The organism is Flavobacterium bizetiae, assembly GCF_902804475.1.
In the GTDB taxonomy this organism is placed as follows: Bacteria; Bacteroidota; Bacteroidia; order Flavobacteriales; family Flavobacteriaceae; genus Flavobacterium; species Flavobacterium bizetiae.
Genome location: NZ_CADCSU010000058.1, coordinates 1 through 23,656 on the forward strand (window position 1 = coordinate 1; position 23,656 = coordinate 23,656).

Genomic DNA, 23,656 nt, shown 5'->3' on the forward strand with positions numbered 1-23,656 from the left:
GTTTTTATTTTAACACTAATAAGCTTTCTATTTATTTTAGCATAAAATCTAAAGTAAATTTATTCTTAGTTTTTCCGATAAAAAACTAAGAATCATACTTATCCTGCGAAAGTATTCAAAACTTTCATTGCCATTTTTATATCTTTTTTATTTACAAAAATATGATCATGATAATAAGCAGCAACCACATTACAGCTAATTTCTTTATCAGAAAGTGCTTTAGAAAATGCTGCTGTAAGTCCAATTGCTTCTAATGAGGAATGTACTGTAAGTGTTATCCAGGACATGATAACTGAATATTCCAGTTTTAATGTATCAGCAATCTCTTTCTTGAGAATTAATGTAATGGCTTCTTTTTCTTTGAACAACATTTCGATCTCACTTAAGTTTATGTTTTCTAAAGTTGCGACTTTACAAAAAACGTAATCGCCCCCATTGTGTTCAGGCTTCATACTTTTAAGCAATTGTTCTAAATTTTTCTCTCCCGACATTTTACAAATTGTATTTAATTGAATTATTTAAGCTTGTCTAATTTTGTTTTTGTCTCCGGAAAATCTTTATCCAGCGACAGTACTTTTTCATAATTGGCAATGGCATTTTTCTTATCGGCATTGGCTTCATAAAAATCTCCCAGCGAATCGTATACATTTGGACTTTGAGGATAATTGGTCACATTTAGTTGAAACAAGTAACCTGCTAAATCCATGTCTTTTTTACCAAGAGACTGATATCCGTAAGCATTTACAAGATTTTCGGGCACATTTACTTTATATCCTAAATGCTTGGAAACGTTGTCGAAATGCTTTTCTATTTTAGTAAAAACGGCTTTATTAAAATTGACCTGATCCGGTATCGAAAGCTTTAACTGATTAAACTGAAATATAAACCGAATGGCATCATAAGTCGCAATTAGTGGCACAGAACCGTGACTATCATCTTTATAATATTGATATCCGTAATTTAGATGGCTATTTTTATTCTTATTAAAGAAATCATTTAAATCTAAAATCGATCTGATATGCCTTGTAAAAACAGTAGTATCTTTTCTAACTTTTAAAATATTCATACTATCATCCATAGTATTGGCGGCTGCCATAAATAAGGAAATATTCGACAGATTTTTACCTGTTAGTTTTTTTGTTGTTTCTGCTAAAAATTTCTGATGATCCCACCACATACTAGGATCGATGGCAACATACGAATTGAATAATTGCGTATGGTTGGTAAGAATATTTATAGTTGTTAATCCTCCAAAAGAATGCCCTATCAGGGTTTTATATGGCGACGCTGGATATTTACTATCAACATATGGAATCAGCTCTTTTTCCAGAAACTCAACAAATTTTTCTCCTCCGCCAGATTGTTCGCTTAATTCTTTCGGTACAAACGGAAAATCAATCTCTGAATGTGTTGGCGTCAAATCTCTATTACGATTTGTGTTGGTAATGCCCACAAGAATCATTTCAGGACAATTTGTATTTCCGTTTACTTCGCTTAGCTCCTCTATTATACCTACAACTGAACTAAAATGACCTTCGGCATCTAATAAATACACTACCGGATACTTTTGTTTTGCAAAACTTTTATTTTGAGCGCTTTTAGGAAGATGTATCCAGATTTTTCTCTTCTCATTCAAAATTTTAGAAGAAATACTATCAATAGTTCCAATCTCAATTTTGGTTTTACTTTGCGCAAATCCAAAACCGGTAATCATTATAAAAAAATAAAAGAGAACCGATTTTACTTTTAAAATATCCGGTATACTATTCATTATTTTAATCATAATTCCTGAAGTTTTAATATTAGTAATAAAACAAAAATCTCATAAAAGCGTTTTCCTCAATAGAAAAAGACGCTTCTTGTCTATTATTTAGCAGTCCAAAGATTGTTTAAAGGCGTAGCATCCATAAAGATACCTCCATCTAAAGCTAGTGACTTGATTTGTTTTTTGTTTTTCAGAATAACTTTCGCCAATTTTTGATTTGATTCCCAAACTGCCGGCGTTTGGTGCAGCGTTTCTTTCGTATTATCCTGATAGGTAATAACTACATCAAACGGAATCGCAAAACCTCCTTCATTCGCAACGGAAACAATATTTTTATCTACATTTCTCACAGAAAGATCAATATAATTATTCGTAAAAAACCAGTTATTAAAAAACCAATTCAGATTTTTTCCTGAAGCGGTATTAAACGAATTAAAATAATCCCAAGGAATTGGATGTTTCCCGTTCCAGTTATCCATGTACGCATGCAATGATTTTTTAAACAAATCATCACCCAATAAATCTTTTAAAGCGATATAAGAAAGCGATGCTTTTCCGTAGGAGTTATTACCATAACCTGAATCTGATAACTGTGATGACATGGTAATAATTGGCTGATCTTCTTCTGTCGATGCATCTTTTATATATTCCTGCACTCTAAATTCTTTATAAAATTTATCTGCAGCTTCTTTTCCGTGTTCCGCAATTCCAATTAAATACTCAAAAGTTGTCGCCCATCCTTCATCCATAAAAGCATAACGCGTTTCGTTAATTCCCATATAAAAAGGAAAATATGTATGCGCTACTTCATGATCCTGAACCAATTGTGCAAAAACAGGATCTCCCATTTGAGAGTCATTGCACATCATAGGATATTCCATATCGGCAAAACCCTGAAAAGCGGTCATTTTAGAAAATGGGTATGGAACTCCCGGCCAACTATTAGAAAAGTAATCTAAAGCATATTGGTTGTTTTTTATGGAGTTTACAAAATCAGTTCCTTTTATATCATAAGCTGCCTGAACACTTGCACGGCGATTTGTTTTTTTATCGACCAAAACGCTGCTGGCATCCCATAAATAATGATCACTTAAAGCAAAACAAACATCTGTTATATTTTTAGCTTCAAATTTCCAAACGTTCCAGTCGCTTTGTTTTGTAACAATACCGCTTTTCATTTCCTGCTCATTTGCTATATGCAAAATTTCGTCTGTTATGTATGACTTTTTTAAACGTGCAGCAAATTCAGGTTGCAAAACCTCATCCGGATTTAATAAATCTCCCGTTCCGTAAACCACATAATTTTTAGGTGCTTTTACTGAATAAGTATAATCATTAAAATCATTATAAAACTCCTGACCAGATGTATGCGGCAAATCATCCCACTTGTTATAATCATCAAAAACAGAAACACGAGGATAACTATAAGCCACAAAAAAGGTGGTTTTATCGATTTGTCCTTCTCTCCCGCTTACTTCTGATAATGGATAATTCCAATCGATATCAATTGTAATTTTAGAATGTGGACGCATAGGTTTTTTCATTTTTACGATTCCTACTGTTCCCCAGTCTTTTCCATCTTCTTTGTAGACTTCGCCTTCAATTTTTAAAGCCGTAATCGTTAAACCATCAGTAAAAAAACCGTCACTATTTTGTACCGCTCTTGGTGAAGTTTTTTTATGAATATTATTTACAAATCTAATTCGTAAATTTTTTAAAGTATCATTACTGTTATTTTCATATACAATAGTTTCCGTTCCGCTAACAACTTTCGTATCGGCATTTACGCTCATTGCAATGTTATAATTTCCATGATTTTGCCAATAGTTTTTACCGGGTTTGCCGTCCATAGAGCGAACTCCGCTAGAATAGGACTTCTTAATATTTCTTGGCATGTAAAGTTCTTGTGCAAAACTATTTTGTGCCACAAATAAAAAGGCCATAAATAGTATTTGAAGTGATTTTTGTTTCATACGATTTTTTTTGATTTGATGATTGAATAGAATTATAATATTAGTGGCGGTTTTCGTTTTAAAGTTACAATTCTATATAAAAATATATTATTTCAAATAAAAAAAACATCTAATTCTTAAAAAGAAAAAGATGTTTGCAAATGTAAGAACCAAAATATGACGTCACTTATTATTTAATTCTACTATAATAAGCTTCTTTATTATCTATATCAATTCGTTTTCTGCCTGATGAGGTTATAGTGCCGGTCTGAATTAAATGAAGACTATTTGAAGATTCGTCTACAATATACATCCATAATTCGTTATCCGGATTTACCATTTCTGTAACAGAATAATCATTTTCGAAACCTTCATAAAATTCAATTTTATCAGTTTTAATCAGTTTAGTTTCTTTTGTTTTTATATTTTTTACATAATAGGAAATTTCCTGATTTGAAATTACCATCAAACTATCTGAATCTCTAGCCGCTTTTAAATCTTTGTTTACCCAAGTTGGTTCATTACCACTTAAACTCCATGTTCCGATTATCTTATTGATGAAATTTTTTCTAACAATAGGTTTAAGAGAATCAATTATATTTTTTGATTTTTTTCCAATTTCTGATTCAGAATTAATTTTAAACGCGAATAAAAGAGGTTCAATAGCTTTATTAAATTGTTTTTTTTGAAAGTAGGACAATCCTAAACTATATTTATTTCCTTGAAGCCATAGCTTTTTATCGTCTTGAGACCAGGAGTTTAACGTAAATAAGAGAAGAACAGCAATTGTAATTTTTTTCATTTTAGGCATTATTTTCTTTAAATTAAAATGTAGTAAAAATAATACAATAAATTTATTTAGCAAGAAAATAACTTTTATTATATTAAAAAGAAAAAACGCCTGATTCTAACAAAAGAAAAAGGCGGTATCTACAATTAATATATAACCTTGATTGCTACAAAATATAATCGGTATTAATAAAATTTGATTCTTTGCTGTTTAGCAATTCCTGCAAAATTTCATTATTATAGTCGATGTCTTTTGAAGCTACAAACGTACGAATTGAGAATGAGCGTAAAGCATCCGGAATACTCAAGGTTCCTACAGCAGAATCTTTACGACCTGTAAATGGGAACGCATCCGGGCCTCTCTGACAAGAACTGTTGAGGTTTACTCTACACACTAAGTTTACCAAAGCATCGATAAGCGGTGCTATAGTTTTGATATCCTTCCCGAACAAACTTACTTGTTGTCCGTAGTTCGATTCGGCCATATCTTCTAGTGGCTCATCAATATCTTTAAAAGAAATAATAGGCACAACAGGACCAAATTGTTCTTCGTGGTATACACGCATATTTTTATTTACAGGATAAAGAACAGCAGGGAAAATGTAATTCTCAGTATGTTTTCCTCCTTTTTCGTTCAATACTTTTGCGCCTTTACTTGTAGCGTCGTCAATTAATCCCTGAATATAATTTGGCTTTTCAGTCTCAGGAAGTGGCGTTAGCGAAGCTCCTTTTTCCCAAGGATTTCCAAATATTAAACCATCCACTTTTTCAGAGAAACGTTTGTTGAATTCTTCTACTATAGATTCATGTACATAAAGCACTTTTAAAGCTGTACAACGTTGTCCGTTGAAAGACAAAGATCCTGCAATACATTCCTGAATTGCCAAATCCAAATCGGCATCTGGTAAAATAATCGCCGGATTTTTAGCTTCTAAACCTAAAATCAAACGTAACCTGTTTTTATTAGGATGTTGATCCTGCAATGCAATCGCAGATTTACTGTTTCCAATTAATGCCAAAACATCAATTTTTCCTGATTTCATGATAGGCGAAGCTACTTCGCGGCCTCTACCATAAACAATATTGATAACACCTTTTGGGAAACTGCTTCTAAAAGCTTCTAACAATGGCGAAATACATAAAACCCCATGTTTAGCAGGTTTAAAAATCACTGTATTTCCCATAATCAATGCCGGGATCAACAACGAAAAAGTTTCATTAAGAGGGTAATTGTAAGGTCCCAGACACAATACAACCCCAAGAGGTCCACGACGAATCATAGCGTTTACACCTTGTACTTTTTCAAAATGTGAGCTACGTCCGTTTAATTCTTTATAACTGGCAATAGTATCATAAATATATTCAACTGTTCTGTCAAATTCTTTTTGCGAATCGCCAAGGTTTTTTCCAATTTCCCACATCAAAAGTTTCACCACTTCTTCGCGGGTTTCCTTCATTTGCTTTACGAAATTTTCCATGCATTTGATACGATCAACCACTTTCATAGTTGGCCATAATCCCTGACCTTTATTATAAGCACCATTTGCAGCTTCAACTACTTCTGCAGCTTCTTTTTCAGCCATAAAAGGAATCGATCCTAATAATGTTGGAGTGTATTTTTCTGTAGATGAAATAGTCGAAAACACAGGAGTAGTTTGTCCTGTCCATTGTTTTAATTCGCCATTTACAAGATAAGTATCTTGATTTATTAAGTTTTTAATCTGGTACTCTTCCGGTATTAAACTCATAATCTGGTAATTTTATGTTTGGTTATTAATAGTTTATAAAAGAAAAAAGAGGCTCTTTGCGCCTCTTTAAATGTTATTATGGATTTATGGTTTCGCCTTCCCAGTCCAGTATTCCGCCAAGCAAGTTGTAGGCATTATTAATACCTAACTCGTTCATAATCTGACATGCTTTAGCACTTCTGGCTCCAGAACGGCAATACACATAATAATTTTTATTTTTATCAAGTTCTTCGATTTCATAAATAAAACCCTGACCTTTATTGATGTCAATGTTTACGGCATTTTCGATATAACCGTCATTAAATTCGTCTTCAGTTCTTACGTCCAGTATAACTGCATTCTCGTCAGCAGCAAGCTGATTAACCCAATCTTCTTGTGATAAATTCATAGTATCTGTTTTTTGTAAAATTACGACGTTTCTATTAATTAAAAACGTGCTCAATGCGATTTCGATTATTATTCTCAGAAAACGTTTTAGAGAAAGTATTATAATCAGTGAAATACAAATTTACTTACTATTTTTAAAATTACAGTCTATAAAATCGATAGAAAATAGGATATCATCATTTTCATAAAATGCATCTTAAATATAGTTTTCTGACAATTAATACGATTTCAATCTGCTATCTTTACATCTAATTGTGCACTTTAATCTTAATTTGATAAAAAGGCGAGTCACGAATATTTTTTTGCCACAGATTAAAATGATTAAAATGATTAAAATGATTAAAATGATTAAAATGAATAAAAATGTTTGCCACGAATTGCACTAATTTTCACTAATTCATTAAGCTCAAATTATTTTTTTTGCCACAGATTAAGTGATTATAATGATTAAAATATTCGTCACAAATTAATTCGTGAAAATTCGTGAAATTCGTGGCAAAAAAATCTGCGCACACCAGTTCAAACCGTAAAATCCGTGGCTCAATAATTACAACATTAAAACCATGCAAAATTCACTTAAAAATATATTCCCTAATTTCTCTACTGAACTTATTTCGACCATCGAAGAAAACGGAAGCCTGCAACATTTTGAAGCTGGAACGATCTTAATGCGAACCGGACAATACATAAAAAACACTGTATTAATTACCAAAGGAAAAATCAAAATCTATCGTGAGGGCGAAGACGGCGGAGAATTTTTAATGTATTATCTACAACCGGGGCAAGCCTGCGCCATTTCGATGATTTGCACCGCCAAAAGCGAAAAAAGCCAAATCATGGCAAAAGTAGTCGAAGATGTTACGGTTATGATGATTCCGTTGCAAATGATGGACAAATGGATGATGGAACACAGATCCTGGTACGAATTTGTAATCGAAACCTACAGAAGCCGATTCGAAGAAGTGCTCGAAGTTGTCGACAACATCGCGTTCCGATCAATGGACGAGCGTTTAGAGTTTTACTTAAAAAGACATTCAGATGCCTGCGGTTGTCAGGAAGTAAATCTTTCACATCAGGAAATCGCAACCGAATTAAACACCTCAAGAGAAGTCATATCCAGATTACTAAAAAAAATGGAACAACGAGGCTTGGTGAAACTTAATAGAAACCAAATTGAGTTATTAAAATAATTACCCACGGATTTTACGGATGAAACGGATTGTCACCGATTTATTTTTTTGCAATGTAAACTCTTAATCCGTAAACTTTCCAATTGATAAATTTAATCATCAATAGAAAAAAGAAAAAACCTGCGAAAATCCATTTAACCCGTAAAATCCGCGGGCCAATAAATCGATAGTAAAAAATTTCCTTATGTGATAAATGTTACTGTAGATTTCTTTTTATCCAAGCACCTTTGCATCAAAACAAATGCAATGGAATATTTAGGTTATTTTGCTTCGATTATTATCGGGATTTCGCTGGGCTTAATTGGCGGAGGCGGATCAATCTTAACCATTCCGATTTTAGTGTATTTGTTCAAAGTAAATCCTGAACAAGCCACATCGTATTCTTTATTTATAGTAGGACTAACTGCTATGTTTGGGAGTTACAGCCATTATAAAATGGGAAATTTAAAACTAAAATCGGCATTGTATTTTGCCATTCCGTCGGTAATTTCTATTTTGATTATTCGTGAAGTTATTTTTCCTCAAATTGCTTCTACCCTATTCTCTATCGCTTCGTATTCAGTTTCAAAAGATTTTCTGATCATGATTATCTTCTCTATATTAATGATTACGGCTGCAATCTCAATGATCAAAAAAAATCAACCCGAAATAAAAACAACCGAAACCAATTACACACAATTAAGTATAATAGGTTTTATTGTGGGCATCATAACCGGATTTCTCGGTGCCGGCGGAGGATTTCTTATTATTCCTGCCCTATTGTTTTTCGCCAATTTACCCATGAAACAAGCCGTTGGAACATCATTATTAATCATTACCATCAATTCATCAATAGGTTTTGGCGGCGATTTATACATTGGCACACCCATAAATTATCCCTTTTTATTAAGCGTTTCAGCAATGGCACTTTTAGGAATGTTAATCGGAAGTCAGCTTTCTAAAAAAATCGACGGTACAAAACTAAAACCCATTTTTGGCTGGTTTGTACTCGTAATGGGATTTTATATTATTACAAAAGAGGTTTTGTTTTAATTTTTAATTGTAAATCAATCTTTGTCAAAGTTTAAAACTTTGACAAAGATTAAAGCTAACAAAAATGAGGAAACACTCCTGCTTCCCCATTCTCTATTTTTACTTCCACCAATGGTAATAATTATGCAAACCGTCATATTCAAACCCGCAACGCGGATATAACTGATTACCAATATCATTAGTCTTTTCTGTTTCCAGCATTAAACCACAAGCATTTGTTTCCTCGCACCATTGTTTGCTACGATCAATTAATGCTACCGAAAACCCTTTTCCTCTATAATCAGGATGTACAAAAAGATCACTCAACAACCATTGTTTTTGCAATTTAGTATAATGAAACAATTTATAAAGCTGCACAAAGCCCACCGCTTTTTCGTCCGCAATTACTAAAAAAATATCAGACTCGTTATTTAGCAATCGTTCTTTAAGAAATGCTTTTCCTTTTTCTACATCAGATTCCTGACGGTAAAAAACACGATAAAGATTAAAAAGTTCAGCTGCTTCATTAAGATCTTCAATACTCGCTTTTTTGATTTGGTAATTCATTGTTTGAAATATTTAGATTAAAAAAGCGAAAGTATTGCAAAGAACAAATTCATCTGTAGTCCAGTTTATATAAAACCAAGCCATCCAGTATTTGATCCGTTCAAACAAAGTATTTAAATCAGTTACTTTAGTATTAATTTGTAAAAACAAAAAAATCAATGACAGAAATATTCCGCCATTGATTTTTTTCATTTTTCTAAAGCTACCTATAATTAGCGTTGTCCACCCGCAACAGCAATAGTTTCTCCAGTAATCCAATACGAATCATCAGAAGCAAGAAATACCGCAACTTTTGCAATATCCTCTGGTTTTCCAACTCGGCCAAGCGGAGTTTCTGATACATGCCATTTTTCTGCATCTCCATTCATAACTCCTGAACTATGAGAACCTTCAGTTTCAATCAGTCCCGGATTAATAGAGTTGATACGTATTTTCTTCGGACCAAGTTCTTTGGCCAGAATACGTGTCATTGCATCAATCGCATATTTTGTTTGTGTATAAACCAAAGCAGTTGGCATGTCAAGTGTAGAAACTATCGAACCTGTATTAATAACAACGCCACCTTTATCACCAAATAACTTTACAGCTTGCTGAATCGTAAATATGCTACCCAATACATTAATGTTGAACATATTGTGAAATGATTCTTCTGTAATATCATCAATACCTGCAAAACTATAAACCCCAGCATTATTGACTAATATATCAAGTTTACCAAATGATTTTACAATTTCTTCAAAAATGCGTTTTACATCAGCCGATTTTTCAACATTACCTTGTATCACAATTGCTTTTCCGCCATTAGCAGTTATTTCCTGAACAACTTTGTCTGCGTCATTCTTACTACTAGCATAATTTACGATTACTGTTGCACCCTGATTTGCATAAGCTTTTGCGATTCCGGCACCAATACCTTTTGATGCTCCTGTTATTAATGCTACTTTACCGTTTAATTTTCCTGAATTTTCCATCTTTATTTTATTAATTATAAGTTGTTAATTGATAAAGCAAAGTTGGGCATTAAGTCAGGCTGAAAAATTGAAGTATCTTAAGAAAAAAGGTTGAACTAGTTCAACCTTTTTTCTTCACTTTTTCATTTCGTATTTTAGATAAAAACTCTGTAGTCATATTTAAGTAAGACGCAAGTGCGTATTGTGGTAAGCGTTGCACCACTTTTGGAAACTTCTTCAGAAAATCATTATAACGCTGTTCTGCATTTTGAGTAAGCATTGTAACAACACGACGCGCAAAAAATGCCGCCGATTTTTCGGCCATTAATCGAAATAATGTTTCGAGATTATGAGTTGAGGATTTTAATTTCTGTTCGGCTTCATGATTTATCTGTAGTATCACACTATCTTCTAGCGCTACAATAAACATAGTTGCCGGAGTTTGATAGATATAACTATTATAATCTGCTATCCACCAATCTTCAATCGCAAACTGAATCGTATGTTCAACACCTTTTTCATCCACAACATACGACCGAAAAGCTCCTTCAAGTACATAAGTTCTTTGTTTGTTTACAAATTCCGGCTGTACAATAAATTGTCTTTTCTTTATTTTCCGCACTTTAAACTCAGACAATAAAGCATCCATTTCGTCTGGTAATAAGACCACTTTCTTATTAATATTTTCAATAAATAATGTCAGGTCTTCCATGAAATTTTAAGTTGCTTTTAGAGTCGTTTAGTAGTTATACAAATTTATTCTAAAAACGGTAGCAATACGAGAAATTGCATTGTTTGTTTTGGGCGTTCCCTCCGGTCGGGCTATCCGCTATATTCCAGATTAACAAAAACTACGGCTAAAAAGCCTTGTTTTTCTAAATCGGGAGATACCGCTCCTATCCCTAACGCAAAACTGTGTAAAATAGAACGTTTTAGGGTTTAATGATTTCCAATAAAACAATAAAGCCATCAATAATGAGATTGCTTCGTTCCTCGCAAAGACACACGCAAAGTCATTGCGAAGAACGAAGCAACCACACTAATAAAATTCAATATTAAACTCATTAATCTTTGTCAGTTTAAAACTTTGACAAAGATTTCAAACAATATAAAACAGTTCCGCTAAAGCAATTATTCATAAAATAAAAAAACCGTTGGCTAAAAACCACCGGCTAATCATATAATTCATTCGTAAAAATTTGTGTAATTGCTTCGCCTGTTCACTATCGCACGGATCTTGGCTAAAAACCATTAATGTTCTCCATACCCAACATCATCCATTTTACCACTAAAAACACGGTATTGAATAATAAAATAAATAATCACCAGAAACAAAGCAATAAAGAACCAGTTCAATCCGGCATTTAAGCCATATTCATGAGCTGCAGTATTATAAATCGTTAACGACGGATTTACATTATTGGTCGAAGGCAAAACATTTGGGAAAATCGAAACGGCTGTTGAGGCAAACCCGCCAACGAGGAATAAAGTTGAAAACAAAAATCCCATTCCGTCTTTTTGCCACGAGCGTACTTTAAACAAACCTAAAATTCCAACGAAAGTCATTAATGGAAAAAACCAAAGAATCGGATTTTCGACAAAATTATGAAACGGTTTAGGTTCTATAAAATGCCAGATTTGCAACGAAATACAAACCAAGACCAATAAAACAATATTCAGTTTGAAAACTACATTTTTTAGTTTTGGATTCAAAGACGAATTCGTTTTATAAATAATCCAGTTAGCGCCGTGAATTGTTAAAGCAACAACGCTTACAATCCCTAAGAAAAGCGTAAACCAATCTATAATTCCCAATTCATTTGCTTGTGGACTAAAAGTTGGATTCCATAAAGGCAAAAAGAAATAATGCGCTTCTTGCGTCGAAACGCCGTTGGTTACCATTCCGAGATTGACACCACGAACGATATTACCTAAAGCAATTCCAAAAAATAATGCCAAAAGCAAACTTGCGATCCCGAAAGCTTTATCCCAAATGGCTTCCCACATGGGGTGATGCACTTGTCCGCGCATTTCTAAACCAATTGCACGGAAAATTAAAAGCCATAAAATCATGATTAAAGGCAAATAAAACCCGCTAAAAGAAGAAGCATACAAAGTAGGGAAAGCGAAGAATAAAACTCCTCCGGCAGCAATGATCCAAACTTCATTGGCATCCCAAAACGGACCAATAGCACTTGTAATTGCTTTTTTATCTTTTTCGTTTTTAGCCAAAAATAAATGAATAATTCCTGCTCCAAAATCGTAACCGTCTAATACAATATAAACGGCCAGAATTCCCATTAAAACAACGTACCAAAAAAATTCCATAATTATATTTTTTCTGAATTCAGTTCAACATTATGAGGTCCTTTATTGATGATTTTTCCAATCAAAAGCAAAAACAACATTCCAAGTAATAGATACAATCCTATAAAACCTAATAAAGTAAACAAGGTATTTCCGGATGAAACCGTTGGCGATGCGCCTGCTGTAGTTCGCATTAAATTATAAACCAACCAGGGTTGTCTTCCTAATTCTGCCGTGTACCAGCCTGTGGTATTGGCAATATACGGAAATGGCATCATAAACATCAACGACCATAAAACCCATTTGGTTTCGAATAATTTCTTTCTGCAAAGCTGAAAAACCGCAAAAGCCATCAAACCTATAAATATGGTTCCGAGTCCCACCATAATATGGTAGGCATAATACAAACCGGAAATATTAGTTGGATGTAAGTCTTCATCAAACTGATCTAAACCTTTTATTTCTTCGTGCCAGCTTCCGTAAGTCAGGAAACTCAGGATATTAGGAACGGCAATTTTATTGTCTAGTTTTTTGTCTTTTACATCGGGTTGTCCAATTAAAACAATTTCAGAACCTTTCTTTTCAGTATGAAAAATTCCTTCCATTGCAGCAAAAGTTACAGGTTGGTATTTCACGACATTTTTCGCCAATAAATCCCCTGTAGGAACAGCTACAATAACACTGGAAATCAATCCGAAGATTACTCCCGTTTTCAGAAATATTTTTCCAAAAGCAACATTCTTTTTACTTAGGATATAAAAAGCTCCAATTCCGGCCACAACAAAAGAACTTGTCACCAATGAAGCTGCCTGATTGTGTAAATACGAAGGCCATAACCACGGATTCAGGAATAAAGCTTTAAAATTCGTCAAAACAAATTTTCCGTTCTCGAGAATTTCATAACCTACCGGGTTTTGCATCCACGAATGTGTCGCTATAATAAGATATCCGCTGGCCCAGGAACCAATCATAATTAATAATCCGGTTACAAAATGCCATTTATGTCCAATTATTTTTTCTCCAAACAAAAAGATTCCCAGAAAAGAAGATTCTAAGAAAAAGGAAAACATCCCTTCCATTGCAAGAGTCTGTCCGATGATTCCGCCTGTTAGTTCAGAGAATTTCGCCCAATTAGTTCCAAACTGAAACTCCATTGGGATACCGGTTACAACACCCATCGCAAAATTCAAAGCGAAGATTTTCATCCAGAAATGAGTGGCGTGATTGTATTGATCGTCTTTAGTTCGTAGATATTTCCATTTAAAATAAACAATGATCAGCGAAAGACCCATTGTAAGTTGCGGAAAAAGATAATGAAAAGTAATTGTGAAGGCGAATTGCATTCGGTCATAAAAAAGCATTTCTTCCATAGTGGTGATATTATTTATGAAGTCTCCTCAAATTTACCCATTAAAACCTGAATTCCCTGCCTTTAAAAGAAGTTTTTTCTTTTTCAAACCATATAAGTTATATCAGAAAAATAAGCTTAGTCTTAATTACAAAAGGCTAAACATAATGCAATAAAAAAAATCTTTTAATACATTTAATATAAATTTAAAATTCGCAAAACCTAAAATAAACCTATATCACTTATAGGGCAAAATTGATATTTCTTTACAATCTGGAATGTTTAGAAATTTAGTCCTTCTTCAAAATTCCTTTTGCTACACTTTCGTTGATTAATCCTTCGGCGTAATTCCATATCGTTTGAGAACCTTCTTTCATGATGCTCTTTTTTTCATAGACCTTACTATAAGGTACATCAAATTCTCTCCAGGTTCCTCCGTTATTCGATGTGTTTTGCAATAAAGGTTCTAATCTGTCCATTGATCTTGCAAATTTCGCTTCGTTCGTTTCTCCGGCTTCAAATTCTTCCCAAATGGCAATAAAATCCTGAACTTGCTTTTCAGGAAGCAAACCAAAAATTCGATTCGCCGCTAATCGTTCTTCATCAGTATTATCGTGATTTAACTGAGAATCGTACAAAAAGATATCTCCGGCATCGATTTCTACAATATCATGAATCAAAACCATTTTTACCACTTTTAGAACATCAATTGGTTCATTTGAATGTTCGGCCAAAACAATCGCCATCAAAGCCAGATGCCAGCTGTGTTCCGCATCATTTTCACATCTGTCACTATTAAACAGCTTCGTTTTTCGCTGAATGTATTTTACTTTATCAATCTCTTTAATAAAAGCAATCTGATTCAATAAATCTTCTGTGTTCATATCCATAATTTTCGTCAGTTGTAAAATTACGGAGATTTTTTTTCTCACCATATAAGTGATGTTGCAAAACCAACTATCTTTTTTTTCTAAACCATATAAGTTATATAAGTTCATTTTAGTAAAACCTAAGATTAGACAAAAACTTAAATTTCCTTATATCACTTATATGGTGAAACCGTCAAATTTTTAAACCATATAAGTGATATAAGTTCATTTTAGTAAAACTTAAGATTAAACAAAAAACTTAAATTTCCTTATATCACTTATATGGTGAAATCGGCCTCTCTAGCTTTAATTTATTAGGCCTGTTTTTAAATTTCCTATGGGGTTTATATGGTAAAACGATCCAAGGTTTTTTTACACAAAAATCAAATTTGTGTAACATTAGTCACCTATTTTAAGCAAAAAGTAGGTTACCTTTGTATTCCCATATTTTTAGAACACGTATCATGAAAATAGAACAAATTTACACCGGATGCCTTGCGCAAGGTGCTTACTATATTACTTCAAACGGAGAAGCTGCAATTATCGACCCTCTAAGAGAAATTCAACCTTATCTAGATCGTTTAGAACGCGATGAGGTGAAACTGAAATACATTTTCGAAACGCATTTTCACGCTGATTTTGTTTCCGGACATGTCGATTTAAGCAAAGAAACTCAGGCGCCAATTGTTTACGGGCCAAATGCGACTTGCGAATTCGATTGTATTTCTGCCAAAGACGGACAAAAATTTAAAGTAGGAAACATTACGATTAAAGCGTTGCACACTCCGGGACATACCATGGAAAGCACTACTTATTTACTGATTGACGAAAACGGAAAAGATCACGCGATTTTCTCCGGAGATACTTTGTTTATTGGTGATGTCGGACGTCCGGATTTAGCTCAAAAAGCAGCCGGAATGACACAAGATCAATTAGCAGGGATTTTATACCATTCGTTAAGAGATAAAATCATGACTTTGGCTGATGATGTAATCGTTTATCCGGCGCATGGTGCAGGAAGCGCTTGCGGAAAAAACATGAGCAAAGAAACCGTTTCGACTATTGGCAATCAAAAAGCAACCAATTATGCTTTGCGCGCCAATATGACCGAAGCTGAATTTATCGAAGAAGTTACAGACGGATTATTGCCTCCGCCAGCTTATTTCAGTATGAATGTAGCGATGAACAAACAAGGTTACGAAAGCTTTGAATCCGTTTTACACAACGGAATGAAAGCTATTGATGTAAAAGAATTTGAGGCTGTTGCCGAAGAAACCGGAGCATTAATTTTAGACACCAGAAAAAGCGCCGATTTCCATAAAGGATTTATTCCGCAATCTATTAATATCGGAATCAATGGCGATTTTGCGCCGTGGGTTGGAACTTTAATTGCGAATGTAAAACAACCTATTATATTAGTGACCGAAGTAGGTCTTGAAGAAGAAACCGTAACACGTTTAAGCCGCGTAGGTTTCGATTCGATCATCGGGCATTTAGACGGTGGTTTTGAAGCCTGGGAAAAAGCAGGTTTTGAAGTTGATACTGTGAACAGAATTTCGGCAGAACAATTTGCCAGTCAATTTAAAATTGAAGAAGACAAAGTAATCGACATTCGTAAAGAAACCGAATACAGTGCAGAACATATAGATGATGCTTACAACAAACCGTTGGCTTTTATTAATGATTGGGTAAAAGACATTAACCCAAACGAGCATTTTTATTTGCATTGTGCCGGAGGATATCGCAGTATGATTGCCGCTTCTATCTTACAAGCTCGCGGTTTTAGAAATTTCACCGAAATCGAAGGCGGTTTTGGAGCAATCGCAAAAACGAATATCCCAAAATCAGATTTTGTTTGTCAAAGTAAAGTATTGAAATAAATAAAGGTACTGAATTACTAAGGTTCTGAGGTTCTAAGATTTTTAGCCTTAAACTTAAAACCACAAAGGAAGAAACCTTAGTAACTTAGAATCTTAGTACCTTAGAACCTAAAAAAAATATGCTAGAAATCATCAAAGAACCATGGCCTTGGTATGTTGCAGGTCCGTTAATTGGATTAACAGTTCCTATTTTATTAATTATCGGAAACAAATCTTTCGGGATTAGTTCTTCGCTTCGTCATATTTGCGCGGCTTGTATTCCGGCGAATATTTCATTTTTCAAATACGATTGGAAAAAAGAAAGCTGGAATCTATTCTTCGTTTTCGGAATTTTCCTTGGCGGAGTCATTGCAGCTTATTTCCTGGCAAATCCAAATCCGGTTGAAATCACACCACAACTTTCTGAGGAATTAGCAACTTACGGAATCACCGATCATTCGGGTTTATTACCAAAAGAACTTTTCTCTTGGGAAAGCCTTTCCACACTTCGTGGTTTTATCATGATTGTAGTGGGAGGATTTTTAGTAGGTTTCGGAACACGTTATGCCGGCGGTTGTACAAGCGGACACGCTATTATGGGAATTTCAAACTTACAATGGCCTTCATTAGTAGCTACCATCTGTTTTATGATTGGCGGTTTTATCATGGCAAACTTGATCTTACCTTATATTCTTTCACTTTAAAATTTCAAAAATGAATAATTTAGAAAATAAAAATACAGACACTGAAGGAATCAACGGAAGTCAAATTAAAGATTCAGGATTGTCAAACTTAAAATATCTTGTCGTTGGAATCTTTTTCGGGATTGTATTCGTAAAAGCCGAAATCATCAGCTGGTTTCGTATTCAGGAAATGTTTCAATTACAATCTTTTTTCATGTACGGCGTAATTGGCAGCGCAGTTGCAGTGGGACTTATATCGGTTCAAATCATTAAAAAATTCAATATTAAAACCTTGCAAGGCGAAAAAATCGAAATTCAGCCCAAAGTATTCAGCAAAGGACAAATCTACGGCGGGTTATTATTTGGTTTTGGCTGGGCCATTACCGGAGCATGTCCAGGACCACTTTACGCTCAAATTGGTACCGGAGTTACTGTAATTGTGGTTACTTTAATAAGTGCCATTTTAGGAACCTGGTTTTACGGTTTAATCAAAGACAAACTTCCTCATTAAGATTTAAAATATAAAAAATGAGCAACACAACAGAACAACTACTACTAAGAAAAGCAACTATTACAGACTTGCCAGTTATCTGGACCATCATACAAGATGCTATCGAACAAAGACGTCAGGAAGGAAGTTCGCAATGGCAAGACGGTTATCCTAACGAACTTAGCATAACCAACGATATAAACAATGGTTACGGATATGTACTTACAGAAAACGAAACCATTTTATCCTATTCTGCTATTATATTCGACAAAGAACCCGCTTACGAAGACATAGAAGGCGAATGGCTTACCAACGGAGATTATGGCGTTGTACATCGTGTAGCCGTATCAAAATTGGCAAAAGGAAAAGGTATTGCAACCAAACTCTTTAAAAATATCGAAGGTTTATGCCTCGAAAAAAATATTCATAGCATAAAAGTAGACACCAACTTCGACAATGTGCCTATGCTTAAAATTTTAGAAAGATTAGAATATACCTATTGCGGCGAAGTCTATTTTAGAGGAGCAGCCCGAAAAGCTTTCGAAAAAAAGCTAGCTTAAAAATATACAATCTCAATATTACAAATCAAACCCGGCAGAATTCAAAAAACTGTCGGGTTTCTTATTAAAGCGTATCAAAAAAAATGAACAAAATATATTTTCAGATTTTATTATCCTTATTTTTAATAAGTTGCTCCAATACTAAAAAATCAACAGTTCAGACATCAAATAAAACCTATGATGTTCAGCTTGATAGTTTAGAGTTATTTGATAAATCCAGTAACCGCAAAATTCCGGTCGCAATGTATCATCCAAAATCTGATACGAAAATAAAAAACCAGCAGGTAATAATCTTCAGCCACGGATACGGAGAAAACAAAGGCGGAGACAATAAAATCTATTCTTACTTAACAGAACATTTAGCATCGCAAGGATCTTTCGTTATCAGCATTCAGCACGAATTACCTACCGACGATCTTTTAGCAATGGAAGGAGAACTAAAAGTTACAAGAAGACCAAATTGGGAACGAGGTACACAAAACATTCTTTATGTTTTAAACGAATTCAAAACAATCAAACCCGAATTAGATTTCAAGCACCTAACACTAATTGGCCATTCGAATGGCGGAGACATGACAGCTCTATTCGCTACCAAATATCCCAAACTGGTTTATAAAATAATCACAATGGACAATCGAAGAATGCCTCTTCCAAGAGTTAAGCATCCTAAAATATACACGTTGCGCTCTAAAAACTATGCTGCAGACGAAGGCGTGTTACCAACAGAACAAGAACAAAAGAAATACGGAATGACAGTTCAGTTCACCCCAATTAACCACAGCGACATGGACAATGACGCAACAACCGAAGAACGAAAAATACTATTTACCCACATCGAAAAATACTTAAGCGAGTAACTTAAAAAAATTAAAACCCAACGAGTTTTGAAACTTGTCAGGTTTTATTTTTTAATCTAAATTCAGAAATCTAAAATCTAAAATTAATCTGGGCGTGCCACCATCCCGATAAGAGGGCAAATATACTTTGCGCTTATACGCCCTCTTATCGGCATGCTGTCGGGCTATCCACGCTACTTCGGTAGCCTGCTCCTATCCCTCACGCGCGTAAACGAAGAAGTATTTCAAAAAAACTAGAAGTTTCGTTTTTTCGAATCTTTATAAAAATGCTATTTTGAAGCAATTATAACCTCCACTCCTATTTCTTCTAGTTTCGTTTTGGTTTCGATATCGATACCATCATCCGTAATCAAAACATCGATTTTATCCAGATTACAAATTTTACCAAAACCTCTAACATTCATTTTTGTAGAATCTACCAGTACAATCACCTTTTCTGCCAGCGAAATCATTACCTGATTCAGATGCGCTTCAGAAGCATTCGAAGTACTTAAACCAAAATCTAAATGAAGTCCGTCTGCCCCTAAAAACAATTTATTACAAGAAAACTCTTTTAATATCGCCTCAGAAATTGGCCCAATTACAGAATTTGAACTCTTACGAACATCACCACCCAACTGTATCGTATCAACATTTGTTTCCTTACTTAATTCTAAAGACACCTTTAAAGAAGGCGTAATCACAGTCAGTTTTTGAAATCCTGAAATGATTTGCGACAAATAATGAACATTAGATCCTGAACCTAATATGATGTAATCAAAATTATTAATATACTTTAAAGCCTCTTTTGCAATTTGTTTTTTTTGCTCTACCTGAAGTCCTTCTTTATCACTTAAATCTCTTTCGAAAGCGTAAATAGGCTGTTTACTTGCACCACCATGAGTACGATGTAGCAAGTTTTCATTTTCTAAAAAATTCAAATCCTTTCGTATTGTTACGGTTGAAACGTTCAGAATTTCGCATAAATCCGCCACATTTACGTATCCGCTTTTATCCAGTTCTTTAAGTATCTCCTCTTGCCTTTTGTTTATAATAACCATAATAGCCTGATAATATTAAGATTTTTGAAGGTATAAATGTACGACAAAAAAATAATTCAAAAAAAACCTTATTTTATTACTTTAGTTTCGTTTAGTTTCGTTAATTTTGCTTTAAAGAAATAAAAAACAGAAAAAGAAACAAAAACAAACACTATATGAAACGTTCAGAACAGTTATCGAAACTAAAAAGCACTGAAAAGTGGGATGTGATTGTAATAGGTGGTGGAGCAAGCGGCCTTGGAACTGCTCTTGATGCTGCAAGCAGAGGTTACAAAACAGTCTTGGTCGAAGCAGTAGATTTTGCTAAAGGAACTTCAAGCCGAAGCACAAAATTAGTTCATGGTGGCGTACGTTACCTGGAGCAAGGTGACGTGCATTTGGTAAAAGAAGCCTTAAAAGAAAGAGGATTGATGGCAAAAAATGCCGGACATTTAGTTAAAAATCAATCTTTTGTTATTCCTAACTACAATTGGTGGGGTGGTTATTTTTATACCATTGGTTTAACCATTTACGATTTACTGGCCGGACGTTTAAGTTTAGGACGCTCAAAATATATTTCGAAAAGAAAAACAATCGAAATGCTTCCTAATGTGCAGGAAAAAGGTTTAACAAGCGGTGTTATTTATCACGACGGACAATTTGATGATTCACGTCTTGCCATAAACATAGCTCAAACTGCTGCCGAAAAAGGTGCTTGTATTGTAAATTACTGTAAAGTTGTTAATTTATTAAAAGACGACAACAATCAGGTTATTGGTGTTCAGGTATTAGATCAGGAAACAGGAGACAAATACGATTTAAAAGGATCTGCGATTATTAATGCAACTGGAGTTTTCACCAATGCAATAATGAAACTAAACGATACCGTTTACAAAAAATATATCGTACCAAGTCAGGGAATTCACTTAGTTTTCGATAAATCATTTTTACCGGGAGATCATGCTTTAATGATTCCTAAAACAAGCGACGGAAGAGTTTTATTTGCCGTGCCTTGGCATAACCGAATTGTAGTAGGAACAACTGATACTTTAATTAAAAAACAAAGTTTAGAACCAATCGCTCTTGAAAGTGAAATTGAATTTGTACTCGAAACAGCACAACGCTTTTTAGCAAAAAAACCAACCAGAGCAGATGTTTTATCTGTTTACGCTGGTTTACGTCCTTTGGCAGCACCAAAAGAAGAAGGAAAAAGCACCAAAGAAGTTTCAAGAAGCCATAAAATCATCGTTTCGGATACGGGTTTAATCACCATTACAGGAGGAAAATGGACTACTTACAGAAAAATTGCCGAAGACATTATAGATAAAGCAATCAAAATACGTAAAATACCTGCAAAAGGTTGTAATACAGAACATCTTTCCATTCACGGAAATCAGCCTACAACTACTTTAGACAGAGAAAACCATTTATATATTTATGGTTCAGACATTCCTAAAATACGTCAGCTGCAACAAATTGAACCTGAATTAAAAGAGAAAGTACATCCTGATCACGAATTTACAATGGCAGAAGTTGCCTGGGCGATTCGATACGAAATGGCCAGAACTGTAGATGATATTTTAGCAAGACGTGTTCGTTTATTATTCTTAGACGCCAGAGCTGCAGTTCAGTCTTCTGAAAAAGTAGCAAGATTATTAGCCAAAGAATTAGGACACGATGAAGCGTGGATCACTCAGGAAATTGCAAATTTTAAAGAGATTTCAAAAGGATTTTTTCTATCAGAATTTCGATAAAATGATGTGAATTTCAATAACAGAACTTTATTAACTTAATTATACTATCAACCATGCAAGAAAAATTAATTTTAGCTCTAGACCAGGGAACCACTTCCTCCAGAGCTATTCTATTCAATCACGAAGGAGAAATTGTAAGCCTCTCACAGAAACCATTTGAGCAAATTTTCCCTAAGCCAGGGTGGGTAGAACACGATCCTAACGAAATCTGGTCTTCTCAGATAAGTACAGCTGCCGAAGTAATCGCAAAAGTGGGAATTTCAGGCCGCGAAGTCGCAGCAATCGGAATCACTAATCAGCGTGAAACTACTATTGTATGGGACAGAGAAACCAGCGAACCTATTTATAACGCCATTGTTTGGCAAGATCGAAGAACAGCAAAATTTTGTGACGAATTAAAAGCACAAGGTCATGCTGATATGATTCAGAAAAAAACGGGATTAATCCTTGATGCTTATTTCTCTGGAACAAAAGTAAAATGGATTCTTGATAATGTTCCCGGAGCACGTGAAAAAGCAGAACAAGGAAAACTTTGTTTTGGAACTGTAGATACTTGGCTTATCTGGAAACTTACCCGTACCAAGTTATTTATGACTGACGTTTCTAATGCGAGCAGAACTTTATTATTCAACATTCATACTTTAGAATGGGATAATGAATTGTTAGAATTATTCGATATCCCGAGAGCAATGCTTCCGGAAGTAAAACAAAGCAGTGAAATTTACGGAGAAACCTGCACTACCCTATTTGCAACAAAAATTCCTATTGCAGGAGTTGCAGGAGATCAGCAAGCTGCCCTTTTTGGTCAATTGTGTACGAGTTCAGGAATGGTAAAAAACACGTACGGAACAGGTTGTTTTATGTTAATGAATACGGGAGAAAAACCAATTCAGTCTACAAACAATTTATTGACTACGATTGCCTGGAAAATCAACGGAAAAACGACTTATGCTTTAGAAGGAAGTGTTTTCGTAGGAGGAGCCGCTGTACAATGGCTAAGAGACGGAGCCAAAATGATTGATTCATCAGAAGAAATTGAAGCTCTTGCCGCTAGCGTTCCTGATAATGGAGGCGTATATTTTGTACCGGCATTAACTGGTTTAGGAGCTCCTTATTGGGATCAATATGCCAGAGGTGCGATTGTAGGTATTACAAGAGGAACAACAAATGCTCATATTGCCAGAGCAACTTTAGAAGGAATTGCTTATCAGGTAAATGATTTAGTGAAAGCGATGGAAGCTGATTTTGGTGACAAAGGAAAAGAATTAAGAGTTGACGGAGGTGCTGCTACCAATAATTTATTGATGCAATTTCAATCTGATATTTTTGGTTCTACTGTAACACGACCAAAAACACTTGAAACAACAGCTCTTGGCGCTGCTTATTTGGCTGGACTTGCTGTTGGATATTGGGCAAGCTTAGATGATTTGAAAGAGCAATGGTCTATAGACAAAGTATTTTCGCCAGAAATGGAAGAAAAACAAGTACATACACTTGTAAAAAACTGGGACAAAGCTGTAGGCCGCGCATCAAACTGGATTGAAGAATAAC

General features: G+C 34.5%; 22 protein-coding genes. 9 read left to right on the forward strand and 13 right to left on the reverse strand.

Features of this window, described 5'->3' with window-relative positions:
* Positions 1-98 precede the first annotated feature (98 nt).
* The 6 genes from FLACOL7796_RS05660 to FLACOL7796_RS05685 all read right to left on the reverse strand — a co-directional run bounded on the left by FLACOL7796_RS05660 (position 99) and on the right by FLACOL7796_RS05685 (position 6,642).
* The gene (locus tag FLACOL7796_RS05660; protein WP_173969858.1) at positions 99-491 is read right to left on the reverse strand and encodes an ACT domain-containing protein; all 393 of its coding nucleotides are present in this window, start codon (positions 489-491) and stop codon (positions 99-101) included.
* A 23-nt stretch (positions 492-514) separates the two neighbouring features.
* Positions 515-1,783: an alpha/beta hydrolase-fold protein gene (locus FLACOL7796_RS05665; RefSeq protein WP_197913315.1), complete on the reverse strand. Its 1,269-nt coding sequence runs from the start codon at positions 1,781-1,783 to the stop codon at positions 515-517.
* 83 nt (positions 1,784-1,866) lie between these two features.
* On the reverse strand, positions 1,867-3,738 hold the full coding sequence (locus tag FLACOL7796_RS05670; RefSeq protein ID WP_173969859.1) for a M1 family metallopeptidase: 1,872 nt from the start codon (positions 3,736-3,738) through the stop codon (positions 1,867-1,869).
* Positions 3,739-3,907: 169 nt separating this feature from the next.
* Positions 3,908-4,519 (reverse strand): hypothetical protein, encoded by a 612-nt coding sequence (locus tag FLACOL7796_RS05675; protein WP_173969860.1) that lies wholly within the window; start codon positions 4,517-4,519, stop codon positions 3,908-3,910.
* Positions 4,520-4,673: 154 nt separating this feature from the next.
* Positions 4,674-6,254, reverse strand: coding sequence for an NADP-dependent glyceraldehyde-3-phosphate dehydrogenase (locus FLACOL7796_RS05680; protein WP_173969861.1), 1,581 nt, complete (start codon positions 6,252-6,254; stop codon positions 4,674-4,676).
* Positions 6,255-6,330: 76 nt separating this feature from the next.
* Positions 6,331-6,642: a rhodanese-like domain-containing protein gene (locus FLACOL7796_RS05685; RefSeq protein ID WP_072963814.1), complete on the reverse strand. Its 312-nt coding sequence runs from the start codon at positions 6,640-6,642 to the stop codon at positions 6,331-6,333.
* A 562-nt stretch (positions 6,643-7,204) separates the two neighbouring features.
* Here FLACOL7796_RS05685 and FLACOL7796_RS05690 point away from each other — a divergent pair.
* Positions 7,205-7,831, forward strand: a complete 627-nt coding sequence (locus FLACOL7796_RS05690) for a Crp/Fnr family transcriptional regulator (RefSeq protein ID WP_173969862.1) — start codon at positions 7,205-7,207, stop codon at positions 7,829-7,831.
* Positions 7,832-8,077: 246 nt separating this feature from the next.
* On the forward strand, positions 8,078-8,863 hold the full coding sequence (locus FLACOL7796_RS05695; RefSeq protein ID WP_173969900.1) for a sulfite exporter TauE/SafE family protein: 786 nt from the start codon (positions 8,078-8,080) through the stop codon (positions 8,861-8,863).
* Between the two features lie 99 nt (positions 8,864-8,962).
* Here the strand turns inward: FLACOL7796_RS05695 and FLACOL7796_RS05700 are convergent, their stop codons facing one another.
* From FLACOL7796_RS05700 to FLACOL7796_RS05725, 6 genes are all read right to left on the reverse strand, one after another.
* Positions 8,963-9,409 (reverse strand): GNAT family N-acetyltransferase, encoded by a 447-nt coding sequence (locus FLACOL7796_RS05700; RefSeq protein WP_173969863.1) that lies wholly within the window; start codon positions 9,407-9,409, stop codon positions 8,963-8,965.
* A 212-nt stretch (positions 9,410-9,621) separates the two neighbouring features.
* Positions 9,622-10,380, reverse strand: coding sequence for an SDR family NAD(P)-dependent oxidoreductase (locus tag FLACOL7796_RS05705; RefSeq protein ID WP_173969864.1), 759 nt, complete (start codon positions 10,378-10,380; stop codon positions 9,622-9,624).
* Positions 10,381-10,480: 100 nt separating this feature from the next.
* Entirely contained in the window at positions 10,481-11,071 is a 591-nt protein-coding gene (locus FLACOL7796_RS05710; RefSeq protein ID WP_173969865.1) for a Crp/Fnr family transcriptional regulator, read from the reverse strand.
* A gap of 539 nt (positions 11,072-11,610) precedes the next feature.
* Complete coding sequence (gene cydB / locus FLACOL7796_RS05715) at positions 11,611-12,687, reverse strand: cytochrome d ubiquinol oxidase subunit II (RefSeq protein WP_173969866.1); 1,077 nt, start codon at positions 12,685-12,687, stop codon at positions 11,611-11,613.
* Positions 12,688-12,689: 2 nt separating this feature from the next.
* Positions 12,690-14,036, reverse strand: coding sequence for a cytochrome ubiquinol oxidase subunit I (locus FLACOL7796_RS05720; RefSeq protein ID WP_173969867.1), 1,347 nt, complete (start codon positions 14,034-14,036; stop codon positions 12,690-12,692).
* Positions 14,037-14,304: 268 nt separating this feature from the next.
* The gene (locus tag FLACOL7796_RS05725) at positions 14,305-14,898 is read right to left on the reverse strand and encodes an HD domain-containing protein (RefSeq protein WP_173969868.1); all 594 of its coding nucleotides are present in this window, start codon (positions 14,896-14,898) and stop codon (positions 14,305-14,307) included.
* A 449-nt stretch (positions 14,899-15,347) separates the two neighbouring features.
* On the opposite strand from FLACOL7796_RS05725, the gene FLACOL7796_RS05730 reads away from it, so the two are divergent.
* The 5 genes from FLACOL7796_RS05730 (at position 15,348) to FLACOL7796_RS05750 (ending at position 19,332) form a co-directional block, all read left to right on the forward strand.
* Positions 15,348-16,763 (forward strand): MBL fold metallo-hydrolase, encoded by a 1,416-nt coding sequence (locus FLACOL7796_RS05730; RefSeq protein WP_173969869.1) that lies wholly within the window; start codon positions 15,348-15,350, stop codon positions 16,761-16,763.
* A gap of 119 nt (positions 16,764-16,882) precedes the next feature.
* The gene (locus tag FLACOL7796_RS05735) at positions 16,883-17,446 is read left to right on the forward strand and encodes a YeeE/YedE family protein (RefSeq protein WP_173969870.1); all 564 of its coding nucleotides are present in this window, start codon (positions 16,883-16,885) and stop codon (positions 17,444-17,446) included.
* 10 nt (positions 17,447-17,456) lie between these two features.
* Positions 17,457-17,936, forward strand: a complete 480-nt coding sequence (locus FLACOL7796_RS05740; RefSeq protein WP_173969871.1) for a DUF6691 family protein — start codon at positions 17,457-17,459, stop codon at positions 17,934-17,936.
* A 17-nt stretch (positions 17,937-17,953) separates the two neighbouring features.
* A complete protein-coding gene (locus tag FLACOL7796_RS05745; protein ID WP_173969872.1) occupies positions 17,954-18,475 on the forward strand; it encodes a GNAT family N-acetyltransferase in 522 nt (173 codons plus the stop codon).
* 83 nt (positions 18,476-18,558) lie between these two features.
* Positions 18,559-19,332 carry an alpha/beta hydrolase family protein gene (locus tag FLACOL7796_RS05750; RefSeq protein ID WP_173969873.1) on the forward strand — a complete coding sequence of 258 codons (774 nt, stop codon included), beginning with the start codon at positions 18,559-18,561 and terminating at the stop codon, positions 19,330-19,332.
* Positions 19,333-19,601: 269 nt separating this feature from the next.
* On the opposite strand, the gene FLACOL7796_RS05755 is transcribed toward FLACOL7796_RS05750, so the two are convergent.
* Complete coding sequence (locus FLACOL7796_RS05755; protein ID WP_173969874.1) at positions 19,602-20,372, reverse strand: DeoR/GlpR family DNA-binding transcription regulator; 771 nt, start codon at positions 20,370-20,372, stop codon at positions 19,602-19,604.
* 155 nt (positions 20,373-20,527) lie between these two features.
* Between FLACOL7796_RS05755 and FLACOL7796_RS05760 the strand changes: the two genes are divergently transcribed.
* Both FLACOL7796_RS05760 and glpK read left to right on the forward strand, forming a co-directional pair.
* A complete protein-coding gene (locus tag FLACOL7796_RS05760) occupies positions 20,528-22,105 on the forward strand; it encodes a glycerol-3-phosphate dehydrogenase/oxidase (protein ID WP_173969875.1) in 1,578 nt (525 codons plus the stop codon).
* A gap of 53 nt (positions 22,106-22,158) precedes the next feature.
* Entirely contained in the window at positions 22,159-23,655 is a 1,497-nt protein-coding gene (gene glpK / locus FLACOL7796_RS05765) for a glycerol kinase GlpK (protein WP_173969876.1), read from the forward strand.
* The last annotated feature ends 1 nt before the right edge of the window (position 23,656 follow it).